Source organism: Caballeronia sp. LZ028, assembly GCF_031451415.1.
GTDB classification, from domain to species: Bacteria; Pseudomonadota; Gammaproteobacteria; order Burkholderiales; family Burkholderiaceae; genus Caballeronia; species Caballeronia zhejiangensis.
This window is the reverse complement of sequence record NZ_JARUXN010000002.1, coordinates 445,474-461,617: the sequence shown is the minus strand read 5'-3', so window position 1 is coordinate 461,617 and position 16,144 is coordinate 445,474. Positions and strand designations below refer to the sequence as shown.

Below are 16,144 nucleotides of genomic sequence, written 5' to 3'. Positions count from 1 at the left end.
CGCATGCCCGTCGATTTATCCGAGGCCGGCGAGCCTTATTCCTATCCTGCACACGGCCCGCGACTGCTGCCGTGGCTCGGGATCTGGCTCGCATGTGGCGCGCTGGGCGTACCGCTGGCATTGCTCGCCTTGCCTGCGAGTGAAGCAGCGAGCGGTCCGTCATTCTGGCTCGCCGTGCTCGGCGTGCCGAATTTCGCGTTCCTTGCGCTGCTGTCGATCGCTCGCATTGGCTATGAAGCGCTATGGAGTCACGCCCACAATCGTAACCGGGCCAGAATGAAGCGGCTGGCTGAGCGGCTGCGCATCGCACAAAAGCCTTTGCAAGTGCTGGGCGCGGGTTATTGCCTGCCTTCAGTTACATCGAATCTGCCGGACGCCGTCGCGGCAAAGACGCCGTTCTTCAAATCGCAAAGCCCGCGTAGTGGAGTGGGCAACGTGCTCCATAACCGCTTCGATGACGAATCGTGGTCAGATGATCCGACATCATTCGCGACGACACCAGAAGATGACGACCACGATCAGCCAGACACTCAAACCCCCGAAGCCACGCGCCGAATCGCCACAGTCGTGTTGAAACTGGTCGCTGCGCTCGAACCGCTGGTGCCTGCGCTGCAGGCCTTGTCGCAATACGGACATCAATATGCGCCGCTTGTACGTGTGCTGGCGCCGTCCGAAGGCGCCGACAAAGCTAAACAGCACGCAGTCGATGCATTGCGTCTGTCCGGTCTGCCGGCGCTCGACTGCGTGGCCGTCCCGGACCCGCAAGGTTTGATGGTGGCTGACGGATGGCTCGACACCCGCGAACGCCGCGCGCTGCTGATCCTCGCCTACGCCTGGCACGACACCGACCCGCCCGAGCGAAGCAGCGAGGCCGCCGTGGCGGTGCTTCTGAACGCGGGCTTCTATCAACTGCCGGAATCCGTGCAGGCACTCGCGACGTTGCATCGTCCGATCGAAGATCAAGCCGACGTCGCCACGCTTCGCGACCTCGCGCTCAATGCGGCGCTCTGGGGCAAGACCGATGCGAGCAACATCACTCACGCCTGGCTCACGCGCCTGAACGCCGAGCACGACCGCACGCTGCTCGATGAACTCAAGCGCGCCGGGTTTGCGGGCATCGCCACGCACGAAACACACCGGCGACCCGATCGCATCGTCGGTGACACTGGCGCCGCGACGCCGTGGCTTTGCATCGCAGCGGCCATCGAATCCGGCGAAGCCGGCCCCCATTTGATCCTCGACCGGGCGCAGGCTGCCATCCTCTACGTTCAACCTACCGTATCGCATGACAACCCCGAGCAGCAATTTGAACGCGCTTGACTCGCAAATATCCAAACGCACGGACTCCGGCTTTCTCAAGATCTGGGGCTTTACATTGGCCGCTATGCTCGTCGCCGTGGCGTCGGCCGCGGTGGCGTGGTGGGGTCGCCCCGACTTCACGCACTTGACCACCCTCGAGATGCGTGTGTCCGCGCTGCTCAAAATCCTGGGCGTACTCATCATCGTGCTGGGCGCGCACTTCGCTGCCATCCTGTTCGGTCTCTATGAGAAAGTGATGGCGCGCCTCGACGGATTGAGCAGCGAAAAGCAGTCCGCGACGATCCAGCGCGACGCGCGCCTGCAATATTTGCGCGATGAACTGCGCACATCGTTTGGTTGGCGCTGGCGTCGCGCGATACCGTGGCTCATGCTCACTGGCGACGATGCCCTCATCGACGCGGTAGCTCCGGACCTCAAACAGACCGCCGTGTTGCGCACGGGTGAGATCGTGCTGGTGCACGCCGCGCCGAACGGCATCGATGCGCAAACGTGGCGTCATCAGCTTCGCCGTATGTGTCGCGCGCATCCGATCGATGCCGTTATCCCTGTGTTGCGAACAAGCGAGCAATCGCCCTCCGACGATGAACTGCCCCGCACGCTGTCGAACCTCGCGCGCGATCTCGGTTGGGCCGCGCCGGTCGTCTTTCTGCATGCCGTCGAAGCGAGCGGCATGCATCAGAACGATTTTCGTCCTGTCGGTGCATTCATATTTGCTTCACAACGCGCCGATGCACGGGTCGCGACCGACGAACTGAATCGGCAACTGAACGTACTCGAAGAGATGACGGCCCACGCGAGCATCATGCTATGCGCTCGCCCGAAGCCGATTGTCTGGCTCGCGCAGGTCTCTCAATACCTCACCGCGCATCGCGAACGCGTGCTGACGACATGGCGGGCACATTCGATATCGAAATGGCGGCGCGCGCCGCTCGCGGGCATGATGTTCGCGCCGGTATTCGCCGGGCCAGTTGTGCCGACACCCGTGCCAGCCGATCATGACGATGTCGCCAAAGATGCCGCCGAGCGCGCTAGACAGCACGCCGGGGCATCACGTGAGCAGCCTCGCGCGCTGCAATCGATCTGGCCGGAAATCGTCGCGCACATGAAGAAGCATGACGGTCGCCGTGTCGGCTTTTACTGGCCCAACGCGCTCGCTGCTTTGGTGTTGGTGACGGCGATCGGCTGGTGCGTGACGATGAGCGTGTCATTCATCGGCAATCGTTCCATCATGAACGATGCGCAATCAGCAAGCGACGCCGCGCTCGCAGCAAAGCCAGGCACCGCGGCGGCGTTGCGCGCGCAACTCGCGCTGCAACAGAGAATCGACACGCTTGAATATCGTCAGCAGCACGGCGCGCCGTGGTATCTGCGCGCGGGCCTGAACCACAACGATGACATCCTCGCCGCGCTGTGGCCGTCTTACGCCATCGTGTCGGCGCGCAATCTACGCGATCCGGCCGCGCATCGACTTGAAGCAACGCTAGCCCAACTCGCGCAGTCCCGCGCCGACGCGCTGCCCAGCAACGAAGAGCAGCAGCGGGACTACAACGCGCTGAAGACTTATTTGATGCTCGCGCACCCGCAGCACGCCGATGCCGCGTATCTGACCAAGCGACTGCCCGCAGCGTGGCCGGTTGTGACGGACATGAGCACAGGCGAATGGCTCGATACGTCGCAGCGCTTGTCGTCGTTCTACGCGTCGCATTTGCGCGCGCATCCGGAGTGGCGCTTGAACGCATCGAACGATCTGACCATCGCCGCGCGCAACATGCTCGTCAACCAGATCGGCCTGCAGAATTCCGACGACACGCTTTACCAATCCGTGCTCGAACAGGCCAAGGGAAAGTACGCGGACATCACGCTGGCATCGCTCATCAACGGCGCGGATGCGCGTGGTCTCTTCACGACCAGCCAGACCGTCTCCGGCATCTACACGCGCGCTGCATGGGACGGCATGATCGGCGATGCAATCGACAAGGCGGCGAAGGAAGGGCGCGTCGCCGCCGACTGGGTGCTCGCCGATGAACGCGCGGCCCGCATACCGGGTGCGGCGCTCGAAGCGCAACAGGACATCGAAGAAGCGAAGCGGCGCTTGCATGCGCGCTATTTCGCGGATTACACCGCCGCATGGCAGGCGATGCTCAATAGCATCCAGTGGCGCAGCGCATCGAATCTGAGCGATGCAATCAGCCAGTTGACGCGTCTGACGGATGCGCAAACGTCACCGCTGATCGCGCTGATGAAGGCAGTCGAATATCAGGCGCAGGCGGGCCGTGCGTCGCAGGCGCTGACCGATACGCTCGTGCGCAAGGCGCAGGATCTGATCGCTAACAAGACCGGCGTTGCAGCCGCGCCGGAAATCAATCCGCTTGATAAACCCTTCGGTCCGCTGCTCGCGCTCATGGGCGACGATGTGGTGACTGGCCACGGCAAGTCCAGCACGAAATCGAAGAACGCGGCGGACTTCAGCGGCGTGAGTCTCGCGCACTTTCTGACCGTAGCGACAACGATGCGCCTGAAGTTGCAGCAGATCGCGACCAGCGCGGACGCACAGGCGATGTCCCGTCAGATGGCGCAAGCCGTGTTTCAGGGCAAACTCTCGGAACTCACTCAAGCGCGCGACGATGCAGCATTGACCGCCGCGAGCCTCGGCTCGCAGTGGTCGGGCTTCGGCGATGCGCTCTTCGCCAAACCGCTCGATGTAGCATGGCAAACGATCCTTCAGCCCGCAGCAGCGAGCCTGAACGACGCATGGCGAGCGTCAGTCGCGGCGCCGTTCGCGAGTGCCTTCGACGGTCACTATCCATTCGCCGACACCGCATCCGACGCCTCATTCGTCGAGCTCGGCCGCTACATCAAGCCGGAGACGGGTCTGATCGCGCGCTTCGTCACGACGCAACTCGCGGGCATGCTGCAGCCGCAGGGCAACGCGTGGACCCCGAACGAACTCGCGCCGCAAGCGCTGCAATTCGATCCGGAGTTTTTATCGGCGCTGCGTCAATTGTCGACGCTCGGCGCGCAACTGTATGCACAAGGCGATGCGAGCTACCGCATCCAGATCATGGCGACCCCGACGCCGGAAGTCGTGCGCAGCATCCTCACGGTCGATCAGACGAAGATCGAGTATTTCAATCAACGTGAATCGTTCACGCCGATCGTCTGGCCGGGAAATGGTCGCGACGGGCAGGCGATGCTGACGTGGGAATCGCTGACTGCCGGGACGAGCGTCGCGTTCAGTGCCGTCGGTGACTGGGCATTCCTTCGATTGCTGGGCACGGCGAACATCAAGCCGCTCGACAGCACGAACTACGCGCTGACACTCAATCACGACAATGACTATCCGCTGCATTACGTGATGAAGACGCAGGTCGGCGCGGGACCGCTCGATCTGCTCAAGCTGCGCGGCTTCAAGATGCCGCAGCGTGTCTTCATCGCCGGCAGGAGCGCTGTGTACGCGGGCGCGCCGTCGTTGCCGCCCTTGCCAGCGGAGATACAGCCGTGACCGCGCCGTGGAAGCGTTCGGCGCTGGAACACGAGAATCCGTTCCTGAAGTACTTCGATGCGGAGATGCGCTACTTGCGCGCGGCATCGGCGGAGTTCGCTCAAGCACATCCCGACGCCGCGCGTCGCCTGGACATGCGTTATGGCGACGTGGGCGACAGCGCGCGCGCGACCTTCGAAGGCTTTGCGCTGCTCACGGCGCGTCTACGTATGAAGCTCGATGACGGCGCTCCGGAATTCACGGAAACGCTGATCGACAACCTGTACGAACATGCGGCGCGCGCGATTCCATCGCTGTCGATCATCGAATGCACGCCGATTGGTCGCGGAGTTGCTTCGGCAACGCAGATTCCCGCGGGGGCCGCCGTGCGGTCGACGCCCGTCGGTCCGGATCAGGTCAAGTGTCTCTATCGGACGACGCAGACGGTGAAGTTGTTGCCACTTTCGGTCGAAGATGCAGAGATCGCGGTCCGCGATGGCGGACGCACCGTGATTCGCCTTACGTTCCGGTTGTGGCTTGGCGAGCAACGCGAGGCGGTTGATTTGTCGCGCATCCGTCTTTACTTGCACGGCGACCGGCCTGCCGCCTCCGCGCTGTACGCGGCGCTGACGCGCCAAGTCGAATCGATCAGCCTGCGCCTGCCTACAGTGCGCGATGGCGAGTTGCAACCGCTCGAAGACGTGCGCTTCGAAGCGGCAGGCTTTGGTCCGTCCGCGCGGCTGTGGCCGGTCACGGAGCCCGAGCGTGACCGCGGGCTGGATCGCGAACAGACGCTGTTGGAATACTTCGTGTTCCCGCAGAAATTCAACTTCGTCGATCTATGCGGCTTCGATGCGTCGATGCTGCCGATGGGTGAATCGCAAATGACCTTCGAGATCGAACTGAACGCTCGCGTGCCTGGCGACTATCCGGTCAGTCGCGACAGCTTTCGTCTCTTCTGCACGCCCGTGATCAATCTGTTCGAAGTGGACGCGTTGCCGCTGCGGCCGACAGACCGACATGACCGCGAGCATCGCGTACGTCTGCAGCAGGATGTGGCGGGGCACGTCGAGCCGTATCACGTGCTCGCGGTGACGGCGGCCGATCCGGAAGACAGCGCGCGCCACGCCTACGGCGCATTCACGAGCTTCCGCCATCGCGGCTGGACGCTGCGCTACGAGAACCCCGAGCGGTATTTCCATACCTCGATGCGCTTTGGCGTAACCGGCCGCGAACTCTGGGTGACGCTTTCCGGTTCGCTCTGGGAGCGCTTCCATGCGGATGCCCGACACGATGAGAATCGTCCAAAGCCGGACGGCTACCTGACGGTTCGCGCGCTCGCGAACAACGGACGCCTGCCGCGCATGGCGCTGTCCGAGGCGACGATCAACGAGACCGTGTCGGGTTTTACCGGCATCGCTTCCGTGCGCAATCTGACAGCGCCGACTTTGCCGCTCTATCCTCCGCGCTATCACCCGGAGTACGACTGGCGCGTGCTCGGGCACTACACGGCAGGCGGCGCGAATGAGTTGAACATGATCGGGATGGGCGGCGTGGTGGTGCTCCGTGAGGCGCTGGAGCTCTACGACTGGTCACACGACGAAAGCATCGCGCGACGCATCGATGCGATTCGAGACGTGCGGCTGTCCGAGCATGAAAGCGTGGGAAAGGGGCATATGCGCTTCGAGATTCGCGTTCACGTCCGGCTCGATGCGAGTGCGTTTGACGGACCCGGCGATGCGACGCTCTTCGGCGATGTGCTGAGCCGCTTCGTTGGCCGCTATGCAAGCTTCCATCACGCGACGCGGCTCGTGCTGAATATCGACGGCAAGGACACGCTTTTTCCGCTCATGGAATTCGAGGGTGCGCCTTTCTAATAGCCGCATCGCTCAGGGTTTTCCTGTATCCCTCCACGCCACAGCAACCCCAACCCAATGCCATACTCCCCGGAATAAACTTCCACGGAGCATCCGGTTTTGTTCGATCTCACGTCGCTGGCTCTCTTTCTGCGCGCCGTCGAAATGGGCAGCCTGTCCAAGGCGGCGCAGCAATCGCATATGTCGCTATCGACGGCGAGCCGGCGCATCGCGCTGCTCGAACATCACTTTCGCGTGGGGCTTCTGAATCGCACGTCGGCGGGTGTCGAGCCCACGCCGGCCGGCGAAGCGCTCGCGCGTCACGCCACGGAACTGCTGCTCAGGACCGACGCGATCTATAGCGAGCTATCCGATTACACGAAAGGCTCCGTCGGCCGCGTGCGCGTGTTCGCCAATATCTCCGCGATCAGCCAGGACTTGCCCGATCATCTGCGTGCGTTCTCCCAGCGCTATCAGGACATCAAGCTGCATATCAGCGAATTGCGCAGCATGGACATTCTTCAGGCGCTGCGCGAAGGGCGCGCGGATGTCGGCGTGGTGACGTCGCAGAGCGGCATGGAAGGCATTCGCCTCGCACCATATTGCACGGATCGCATCAGCGTCGTCGTGCCCGAAGATCACGTTCTGCAAGGCGATCAGATCGATTTCGCCGCGCTGCTCGAGCACGATATCGTCGGTCTGGACGATAAGGCCGAAGTCACGCGCATGCTCGTCAAGGAAGCCGCGCTCGCGGGCCGCGCGATCCGCTTTCGCGTACAGGTGCAAAGCTTCGAAGGCATGTGCAGGCTGATCGCGGCGGGGCAGGGCATCGGCGTGTTGCCCGAAGGCGCGGTGCGGCTCTTTCGCGAACCCATGCGTCTGCGCTTCATTCGCCTGACGAATCCGTGGGCCGAGCGCGTGATGTCGGTCGGCATACGCGTGGGCGCGGCGCCTTTGCCCGCGCGCAGGCTCTTCGATTATCTGAGCGGACTCGCGCCCGCATCGCTCGTCGCGCCCGGCGGGGAACGCGCCGCAAGCTGAGCCCTTGCGGATATTCGAAGACTCCCGTTTCCGGATTCGCACTTCCGCAGCAACAACGCCTCCGCTAGATTTCCCCTCAGATCAAACGTCGAAAACGAGGAGACAGAGCGCAATGGCAACGACACATCACATCGCCGTCATTCCGGGCGATGGCATCGGCAAGGAAGTCATGGTCGAAGGACTGCGCGTGCTGAAGGCCGCCGCCGCGCGCTACGACATCGCGCTCGATTTCGACGAGTTCGCATCATGGTGCACCGAGCATTACGTCCAGCACGGCACGATGATGCCCGCCGACTGGGACAAGCAGATCGGCAAGCACGACGCGATCTTCTTCGGCGCGGTCGGCACGCCCGACATCGTGCCGGACCATACGGCGGTGTGGGAATCGATCATCAGGATTCGCCGCGAGTTCGATCAATACGTGAACCTGCGTCCCGTGCGGCTGATGCCCGGCGTGCCTTCGCCGCTCGCCAATCGCAAGCCCGGCGACATCGACTTTCTGGTCGTGCGCGAGAACACCGAAGGCGAGTATTCGTCGGTCGGCGGACGCATGTTCGAAGGCACCGAGCGCGAGTTCGCGACGCAGCAGGCGGTCTTCACGCGCACGGGCGTCGATCGCATTCTCGACTTCGCGTTCAAGCTCGCGCAGAGCCGTCCGAAGCAGCAGCTCACCGCCGCGACCAAATCGAACGGCATCTCCATCACGATGCCGTACTGGGACGAGCGCCTTGCCGAAGCGGCGAAGCGCTATCCGGACATCGCGACGAACAAGTTTCACATCGACATTCTGTGCGCCCATTTCGTGCAGCATCCTGACCGTTTCGATGTCGTGGTCGCGTCGAATCTCTTCGGCGACATTCTTTCCGATCTCGGTCCCGCATGCACGGGCACCATCGGCATCGCGCCTTCGGCGAACCTGAATCCCGAGCGGCGCTTTCCATCGCTCTTCGAGCCGATACATGGATCCGCGCCCGATATCGCGGGCAAGGGCATCGCCAATCCGATCGGGCAGATCTGGTCGGCCGCGCTGATGCTCCAGCATCTCGGACGCGGCGACGCGCGCTACGAAGCGGCGGCGAAGACCATCGTGTCGGCCATCGAAAGCGTGCTCGAAAACGGCCCGCGCACGCCCGACATGGGCGGCACGGCGAACACCATCGAAGTCGGCAAGGCGATCGCCGAAGCCGTCACCGAACATGCACTGATCACGGAGTAAGCATGGAATACCGTCACTTCATCGGCAACGCGTGGAAAGCGGGCGACAACGGCGAATCGCTCGATGTCATCGATCCGAGCACCGGCGAGCCGTTCGCGGCGATTGCACGCGGCAACGCCGCCGATATCGCCACGGCTGTCCACGCAGCGCGCAGCGCAATGGGCGATGCGCTCGACGGTCCGTGGGCGAAGCTCTCGCCTGTCGAGCGCTCGAACCTGCTGTTCGCCTATGCGAACGCCGTTCTCGAACACGCCGACGAACTCGCGCAACTCGAAGCGCGCGACACCGGCAAGGCGCTCAAGACCGCGCGCACCGATGCGGCCGTGCTCGCGCGCTATCTGCAGTATTACGCGGGTTGCGTCGACAAGCTGCACGGCGAAACGCTGCCCTATACGACCGGCTTTACGGTGCTGACGGTACGCGAGCCGATCGGCGTGACGGGCCACATCATTCCGTGGAATTACCCGATGCAGATCTACGGCCGCAGCGTCGGCGCGTCGCTCGCGGCGGGCAATGCGTGCGTCGTGAAGCCCGCGGAGGACGCGAGCCTGTCGATCCTGCGGCTCGCAGAAATCGCCGCCGACGTCGGCTTTCCGGCTGGCGCGATCAACGTCGTCACCGGACTCGGCAGCGAGGCGGGCGCGGCGCTGTCGGCGAACGAAGGCATCGGTCATATCTCGTTCACCGGCTCGACCGCGACGGGCGCGCTCGTCGGACGCACGGCGGCGGAACGTCATTGCCCGAGCGTGCTCGAACTCGGCGGCAAGTCACCGCAACTCGTTTTCGACGATGCCGATCTCGACGAAGCCTTGCCCGTGATCCAGAACGCGATCGTGCAGAACGCCGGACAAACGTGTTCGGCGGGCAGCCGTCTGCTGGTTCAGCGCGGCATCTACGAAACCGTGATCGAACGTCTCGCGCAGCGTTTCGAAGCGCTGCGTTCCGGGCCGCCCGCGATGGACCTCGACATGGGCCCGCTCGTCAACGCGAAGCAACATGCGCGTGTGCGCAGCATCGTCGAGCAGGCGGAAGGCGAAGGCATACGCGTCGCGGCGCGCGGCAAGATTGTCGTGGAAGCGTCGCGCAATGGCTTCTTCCAGGAAGCGGTGCTGTTTCGCGACGTGCCGCCGCAAAGCCGGCTCGCGCAGGAGGAAGTCTTCGGCCCGGTGCTCGCGGTAATGCCCTTCGACGACGAAGCCGAAGCCGTGAAGCTCGCCAATGGCACGAACTACGGTCTCGTCGCGGGCGTGTGGACGCGCGACGGTTCGCGCGGCCTGCGACTCGCGCGCAAGCTGCAGGCGGGCCAGGTGTTCATCAACAACTATGGCGCGGGCGGCGGCGTCGAGTTGCCGTTCGGCGGCGTGAAGGCGAGCGGGCATGGACGCGAGAAGGGCTTCGAAGCGCTGTACGGCTTCACGAGCCTGAAGACCATCGCGATCAGGCACGCCTGAGTCTCGCGCGGGTTCACATCATCATGGCGACTCTCAACATCATCGGCGCGGGGCGGGTCGGCGCGACGCTCGGCAATCTGATCGTCGCGAACCGCGTGCTCGATATCGGCGATGTATGCGACAGCGATCTCGCGCATGCGCATGAAGCGGTCGATTTCATCGGCGCGGGCCGCGCGCTCGACGACATCGCCGCGATGCATCCCGCGGATATCTGGCTGCTCTCGGTGCCCGATGCACGCATCGCGGACGTGGCGCAAGCGCTTGCGGCGCATCGCAAGCATGATGCGCCGACGATTGCCGTGCATTGCAGCGGCGCGCTCGACGCCGACACGCTCGCGCCCTTGCGCGCGCTCGGCTGGAGCGTCGCGAGCGCGCATCCGATGCTGAGCTTCGCGAAGCCCGGCACGGCCGTGTTCCAGTTCGAAGGCACGCCATGCGGACTCGAAGGCGATCGCGCCGCCCGCGATGCATGGAGCGAGATTCTCGCGGCCATCGGCGCGCGCTGCTTCGATATCGAGCCGGGCAGCAAGGCGCTTTATCACGCGGCGGCGGTCGTCGCATCGAACTTTCTGCCGATACTGGCGGCGATGTCCGTCGAGATGTGGCAGGCGGCCGGCATTCCGCAAGCGCTCATCGAAGACATGATGCACACGCTCACGCGCAATGCCGCCACCAACGTCGTTTCGCTCGGGCCGAAGGATGCGTTGACCGGTCCGGCGGCGCGCGGCGATCGCGCGGTCGTGGAAGTGCAATCGCAGGCGATCGGCGCGTGGGACACGGTATCGCGCGATGCCTACGACGCGCTCTCGACGCTCGCCACGCGCCTCGCGCTGACGGGCAAGGTGCGAGGGTAATTGACGCGATCAAACAGCGAAATCCGTCGAACTCGATGACTCACGCCACGCGTCCGTTTCGGCTTCGACATGCGCGTTCTTCTCCGCGATGGGCTTCAGCGTGTCGGTGCCGAGCGCGAGGCGCAGCGGCGGCGTTGCGCATCGGCGAGCGTGATGAGCGGCGTGCGGTCATTGATCAGGGGATATCGCCGCAAGCCACAGCGCCTGTTGCAGAGCGTCGAACCGGCGCTTGCGATGCTCACGTCTGCCATCGCGGATGCGAAGAACGCGAAGGAAGACATCGCCCGGCCGTTGCGCATCAGCGCGCCGAAAGCGCTCGGTAGTTTTTTCGCGGTCGCGCATATCCGCGAAGGACGTCTCGTACCCTTGCTCACGCGTCAAATGACGCAGCGCGAATCGATCTACATCTACTATCGGCATCGAACGGAGCGGCCGCTTCGCGTGCGAACGTTCATCGACTTCACGATCGCAAAGCTCGCGGGAAACGCCGATTTCTGCCTTACGCCGACGCGATTGCGCGCGCTAGCGAAATGAACGGCCCGATTCCCTGCGATATCGCGAAGCGTCGATTAGAATCCATCTTGCCTTTGCATCCTCCATTTCACGCAAGCTACCGGAGCCACGCAATGAAGATGATCAATGCGCTCAGATTTGCCGCCGTTGCATCAGCGATAGCCTTTTCCGTCAACGTATGGTCGCAGACCAGCGATGCGGGATCGACCCAGTCCGCGACGCCTTCGGCGAGCACGGGAAGCTCCAAATCGACGGCGCGCAAAGCCAACCGCGCGCTCAGCAAGAAGGTGTCTCAGGCATTGCAAAAAGGCGGCATCGACACGAACGGCATGAATGTGATCGCCAAGAACGGCGCGATCACGCTCGCCGGTCACGCAGCCGATGGCGAGCAGATCGACCAGGCGGCGTCGATCGCGAGAGGCGTGGACGGCGTGAAGTCGGTGAAGAATGTTCTGACGATTCAGGAAGGCGGGCAGTAACACACTGCTTCTGAGCGCGCGCTCGCGCATGTCATGAACTCGTTCCTGGATGTCGGCGATCGCGAACGGCAACGCCTGCCGTTTCGCGAATCGCTGCTCGCGATGCTCGGCATCGCGTTCGTCACGATGCTCGTCGCGCTCGATCAGACCATCGTCGGGACCGCGATGCCGCGCATCGTCGCCGAACTCAAGGGCTTCGATCTGTACGCGTGGGTCGCGACGTCGTACATGCTCGCGTCCGTCATCACGATTCCGATCTTCGGGCGGCTCGGCGACCTTTACGGACGAAAGCCGTTTCTGCTCGCGGCGATCGTGCTGTTCACGCTGGCGTCGGTGCTGTGCGGATTCGCCGACAGCATGCTGTTCCTGGTAATTGCGCGCGGCGTGCAGGGCATCGGCGGCGGCATTCTGCTCGGCACGGTGTTCGCCGCCGTCGCCGATCTCTTTCCCGATCCGAAGCTGCGTCTGCGCTGGCTCGTGCTCGTCACGTCGACGTTCGGCGTCGCCAACGTGATCGGCCCGACGCTCGGCGGCATGCTCACGCAGATGCGCGGCTGGCGGCTCGTGTTTTTCGTCAACGTGCCAATCGGCATCGTCTCGCTAATGTTCGTGCTGATGTTCGTGCCGAACCTGCATCATGCGAAGACGCGTGGACGGATTCAGCTCGACTGGCTCGGCGCGTGCGTCGTCGCGGTGACGCTCGGCGCATTGCAACTGCTGATCGAACTGCTGCCGAAAGAAGGCGTCTCGCGCACGACGATCGTGCTTGCGCTCGTCACGCTCCTGTTCGGCGCGACACTGTACTTCTGGGAAAAGCGCATGGGCTATCCCGTCGTGCCCGTCGACGTGCTGATGGACCGCAAGCTCGCCGCGCTTTTCGCGATCTCCGTGCTCGGCGGCTTCGCGCTCTTCTCGATGGCCTTCTACATTCCGCTGCTGTTTCAGGGCGGCTATGGCATGTCGCCGCACGATTCGGGCATGCTCATCACGCCGCTGCTGCTCGGCACGACCGTCGGCAGCATGATCAACAACCGCATCGTCACGCGCATCCCGCGTGCGAACGTGCTGATGTATGCGGGCTTCGCGCTTTCCGTGGCCGGCTGTCTCGCGCTCGTCTCGCTCGATGGTCACGAACCGCATGCCGTCTGGATGGCGTGCATGGGCGCGAGCGGACTCGGTCTCGGGCTCGTCGCGACGAATCTCACCATCTGCTCGCAACAGATCGTCGCGCGCGAGCAGATCGGCGCGGTCACGGCGTTGCTGCAATCGCTGCGCATTTTCGGCGGCATGCTGGGCACCGCGATCACCGGCGCGCTGCTCGGGCATCTCTATGCGCAAAACGTGCATCGTCCGCTCGATTCGTATCAGGCGACGCAGTGGCTCAAATCGTTCGCGAGCGCGGACCTGCTGATCGACCGTGCGGAACAGTCTGCGCTGATCGAACGCCTCGTCGCGGCGGGCCAAGCGGCCGATGCGATGACGATGATGCACTCGGCGCGCATGGCGCTCGTCGCGTCGATTCACGTCGGGCTCGTGGTCGCCGCGATGGCGGCGTTCGTCGGCCTCTGTCTCGCGTGGTTCGTGCCTGCGGTGCGCGTCGATTATGGCGATGCGAAAGGACAAAGCGCGTGACGTTTGCCGAACGACCATGCGAGAGTCCGATTATGACAAGAGGATGTCGGGCCAAACGGTGTCAGCGTTTGCCGCCGAGCGCCTTCACAATGTGTCTCGTCGGCTCGCTGGTCGCGAGTCGTGAAATTTCCGACATATGAACCCAGCGGCAGCGAGAGATTTCATTGCTCGCGCGCGGCTTTGCGTTCTTCGGCACATCGCAGAAGAAGACGTGATGATGCTTCTGCCTTCCACGATGCTGAAACAGGAATTTCGCCGACTTGCCCGCGAGACGCGTTTCTTCCTTGAGTTCGCGAAGCGCGGCGTCCGAAAGATGCTCGCCTCGCTTGAGCATGCCGCCGGGCAGCGCCCACTTGGTGCGACGTCGCGCCACCAGAAGTATCCGGTTGCCCTTCCGACAAATGACGGTGGCTCGCTTCCTCAAACCGACTCCGTTATCTATAAGCTATGTCCTGTCAACGGACCCAGTGTACCCAACCGTTTTTTCATTGTGGAGCATCCGATGACAGCGGCATTTTCCGTATTGGGCATGAAGCAAGACATGTTCCGCTCGCCCCGCGCAGCGGGTATGCATGTTGCGTAACCGGGTCATTCGGTAACAGGGAGCGATCATGGACGATCGAACGCGCATCACGGCCGAAGCCAGATTCGGCGATCTCGCGTCGCCGCTGATCGACGAGGCGATGCAGCACGCTGCCACGCTCGACGGAAACACGGACCCGGAAGTGCTTCACAAGCTGCGTGTTGCGTTGCGCAGGCTGCGCACTTTGTTCTGGGCATACCGGCCTTTGCTGGACGAAGAATTCGATACGCGTCAGCGCGCCCTGTTCAGGTATCTCGCGACATCGGCGGGCAGCGCGCGGGACTGGGACATTCTGATCGAATTGCTGCATGAACTCGATGTCGAAGGATTCGACGAAACGGTGAAGGCGCATCGGGCTAACGTGCTCGCGACGAGCATCGAAAATCTCGCCAACGCGGACATGAAGCATGTGCTGCTGAGCGGATTGAAGGAAGCGAATCATCAGCTCAACACGGGACCGCAACGCGTGCCGGTCGAACGGTTCGCGAAAAAGCGCATCGGCGCGGCGCGCAGTCAGCTGAAGAAGCGCATCAAGCGGGCGTTGCGCGCGAAACAGTCAGACTATGCTGCGTATCACGAAGTGCGCAAGGCGGGAAAGAAGGTGCGTTATCTGATCGAGTTTTTCGAGCCGGATATCCCGGCGAAACTGCGCGCCGAGGTGAAGAGCCTCAAGCGGCTTCAAAAGCGCTTCGGCGCGTTGAACGATGTCGTTGCGAGCCGCGATTTGCTTTCGAATTCACGAGGCGAATTCGCCGACGATGCCAGCGAAAAGCACGCGTTACGTGCGCTGAAGGCGGAGCAGAAACATCGCTTCAAAGCTGCGAGAAAAGCGATTCGTTGATATCGTCGTGATCGCATATTGGCCGAAAGGATGTTGTCATCATGGCGCGCAACGAATACGTTGTCTTCAAGGGCACGGTCAAGCTAGGCGTCCCCTTTCTTCAGGGCTATAAGGGCGATCCGCATTACGTGATCGTCAGCGAGGACGCGAACGGCAAGCCATTCGACATCGTCACCAACGTGAAATCGGATAGCTCGCTGACGGGGCCAGCGGGTTATCTCGTGCTGTATGTCTGGAATCGATACTTCGATCATCCGATGACGGCCGATCTCGACACGCTGTCGGCGGGTGTGTCGACAGCGAACTTCCCGAAGCTCGACTATGTACACGATTCGCGACTCGTCGATCTCGACGCGATGCGCCCGATCCCGCTCGACACCAAGGACGAGAAGAACGATATCAATGCGCTTCTCAACGAGATGCTGCAACTGGACATGTCGGCGAACGGCGTCGATTACGTCTACGAAACGCCGAGCTATAGCGACGATCGCCTCGGATGGAAGCCGACGAAAGACGTGACCGTCTATGGCTTTGGCTTCCTGTTCGAGCCGGGGAAGGACGGGCTGCACGAGACGCATATGAATCAGGGCAACCCGAAGCCGGGCAAGGGCACGCATGTCAAGGACCACTCGAACGAGAACGGCGTGTTTCAGGACGGCGCGGTCATGATCGAAGTGGACGGCAAGTTTCAGGCGCTGTTCGTCGCGTTCCAGACGCAGCTCGTGCCGACCGACAGCCGTGGCCGCCCGATACCGGGCCAGTCGCATCCCATCCTGCATGGCAAGACGTGATCGATCGCGCGGGAAACGCGCAGGTTGACGTACGCGCGACGAGGGCTTTGAGCCGATTCGCGCGATGACAGGCACAATACGATGAA

The 16,144-nt window shown here is 63.0% G+C and carries 12 protein-coding genes and 2 pseudogenes; 12 read left to right on the top strand and 2 right to left on the bottom strand.

Features of this window, described 5'->3' with window-relative positions:
• The first annotated feature begins 3 nt into the window (after positions 1-3).
• The 7 genes from QCE58_RS16315 to QCE58_RS16285 all read left to right on the top strand — a co-directional run bounded on the left by QCE58_RS16315 (position 4) and on the right by QCE58_RS16285 (position 11,219).
• The gene (locus QCE58_RS16315; protein WP_250522356.1) at positions 4-1,320 is read left to right on the top strand and encodes a hypothetical protein; all 1,317 of its coding nucleotides are present in this window, start codon (positions 4-6) and stop codon (positions 1,318-1,320) included.
• Positions 1,307-4,822: an ImcF-related family protein gene (locus tag QCE58_RS16310; protein ID WP_250522355.1), complete on the top strand. Its 3,516-nt coding sequence runs from the start codon at positions 1,307-1,309 to the stop codon at positions 4,820-4,822. Before QCE58_RS16315 ends, QCE58_RS16310 begins: the two co-directional genes overlap by 14 nt.
• On the top strand, positions 4,819-6,678 hold the full coding sequence (gene tssF / locus QCE58_RS16305; RefSeq protein WP_250522354.1) for a type VI secretion system baseplate subunit TssF: 1,860 nt from the start codon (positions 4,819-4,821) through the stop codon (positions 6,676-6,678). The genes QCE58_RS16310 and tssF overlap by 4 nt, the downstream gene beginning before the upstream one ends.
• A gap of 99 nt (positions 6,679-6,777) precedes the next feature.
• Positions 6,778-7,698, top strand: coding sequence for a LysR family transcriptional regulator (locus tag QCE58_RS16300; protein ID WP_008347062.1), 921 nt, complete (start codon positions 6,778-6,780; stop codon positions 7,696-7,698).
• Between the two features lie 112 nt (positions 7,699-7,810).
• Positions 7,811-8,914 carry a tartrate dehydrogenase gene (locus QCE58_RS16295; RefSeq protein WP_250522353.1) on the top strand — a complete coding sequence of 368 codons (1,104 nt, stop codon included), beginning with the start codon at positions 7,811-7,813 and terminating at the stop codon, positions 8,912-8,914.
• A 2-nt stretch (positions 8,915-8,916) separates the two neighbouring features.
• Entirely contained in the window at positions 8,917-10,365 is a 1,449-nt protein-coding gene (locus QCE58_RS16290; RefSeq protein ID WP_309779880.1) for an aldehyde dehydrogenase family protein, read from the top strand.
• A gap of 23 nt (positions 10,366-10,388) precedes the next feature.
• Positions 10,389-11,219, top strand: coding sequence for a Rossmann-like and DUF2520 domain-containing protein (locus QCE58_RS16285; protein ID WP_008347056.1), 831 nt, complete (start codon positions 10,389-10,391; stop codon positions 11,217-11,219).
• A gap of 9 nt (positions 11,220-11,228) precedes the next feature.
• On the opposite strand, the pseudogene QCE58_RS16280 reads toward QCE58_RS16285, so the two are convergent.
• A pseudogene (locus QCE58_RS16280) lies at positions 11,229-11,354 on the bottom strand (short-chain dehydrogenase/reductase); the annotation flags it as partial.
• Between the two features lie 180 nt (positions 11,355-11,534).
• Between QCE58_RS16280 and QCE58_RS34110 the strand changes: the two are divergent.
• From QCE58_RS34110 to QCE58_RS16265, 3 genes and pseudogenes are all read left to right on the top strand, one after another.
• Positions 11,535-11,753, top strand: a pseudogene (locus QCE58_RS34110) (LysR family transcriptional regulator); the annotation flags it as partial.
• Positions 11,750-12,211, top strand: coding sequence for a BON domain-containing protein (locus QCE58_RS16270; RefSeq protein ID WP_309779878.1), 462 nt, complete (start codon positions 11,750-11,752; stop codon positions 12,209-12,211). The pseudogene QCE58_RS34110 and the gene QCE58_RS16270, both read left to right, overlap by 4 nt.
• A gap of 33 nt (positions 12,212-12,244) precedes the next feature.
• Complete coding sequence (locus QCE58_RS16265) at positions 12,245-13,843, top strand: MFS transporter (RefSeq protein WP_309779876.1); 1,599 nt, start codon at positions 12,245-12,247, stop codon at positions 13,841-13,843.
• A gap of 61 nt (positions 13,844-13,904) precedes the next feature.
• Here the strand turns inward: QCE58_RS16265 and QCE58_RS16260 are convergent, their stop codons facing one another.
• Positions 13,905-14,267, bottom strand: coding sequence for an NUDIX hydrolase (locus QCE58_RS16260; RefSeq protein WP_175981399.1), 363 nt, complete (start codon positions 14,265-14,267; stop codon positions 13,905-13,907).
• Between the two features lie 187 nt (positions 14,268-14,454).
• Here QCE58_RS16260 and QCE58_RS16255 point away from each other — a divergent pair, with 187 nt between their 5' ends.
• Entirely contained in the window at positions 14,455-15,267 is an 813-nt protein-coding gene (locus QCE58_RS16255; protein WP_008347044.1) for a CHAD domain-containing protein, read from the top strand.
• 41 nt (positions 15,268-15,308) lie between these two features.
• The gene (locus QCE58_RS16250) at positions 15,309-16,058 is read left to right on the top strand and encodes a DUF2278 family protein (protein WP_250522351.1); all 750 of its coding nucleotides are present in this window, start codon (positions 15,309-15,311) and stop codon (positions 16,056-16,058) included.
• Positions 16,059-16,144: the final 86 nt, after the last annotated feature.

What these genes read in the sequence shown, in the direction of transcription:
- QCE58_RS16315 (WP_250522356.1), top strand. Translation starts at nt 4, where the DNA reads ATGCCCGTCGATTTATCCGAGGCCGGCGAGCCTTATTCCTATCCTGCA.
- QCE58_RS16295 (WP_250522353.1), top strand. Translation starts at nt 7,811, where the DNA reads ATGGCAACGACACATCACATCGCCGTCATTCCGGGCGATGGCATCGGC.
- QCE58_RS16290 (WP_309779880.1), top strand. Translation starts at nt 8,917, where the DNA reads ATGGAATACCGTCACTTCATCGGCAACGCGTGGAAAGCGGGCGACAAC.
- QCE58_RS16285 (WP_008347056.1), top strand. Translation starts at nt 10,389, where the DNA reads ATGGCGACTCTCAACATCATCGGCGCGGGGCGGGTCGGCGCGACGCTC.
- QCE58_RS16270 (WP_309779878.1), top strand. Translation starts at nt 11,750, where the DNA reads ATGAACGGCCCGATTCCCTGCGATATCGCGAAGCGTCGATTAGAATCC.
- QCE58_RS16265 (WP_309779876.1), top strand. Translation starts at nt 12,245, where the DNA reads ATGAACTCGTTCCTGGATGTCGGCGATCGCGAACGGCAACGCCTGCCG.
- QCE58_RS16255 (WP_008347044.1), top strand. Translation starts at nt 14,455, where the DNA reads ATGGACGATCGAACGCGCATCACGGCCGAAGCCAGATTCGGCGATCTC.
- QCE58_RS16250 (WP_250522351.1), top strand. Translation starts at nt 15,309, where the DNA reads ATGGCGCGCAACGAATACGTTGTCTTCAAGGGCACGGTCAAGCTAGGC.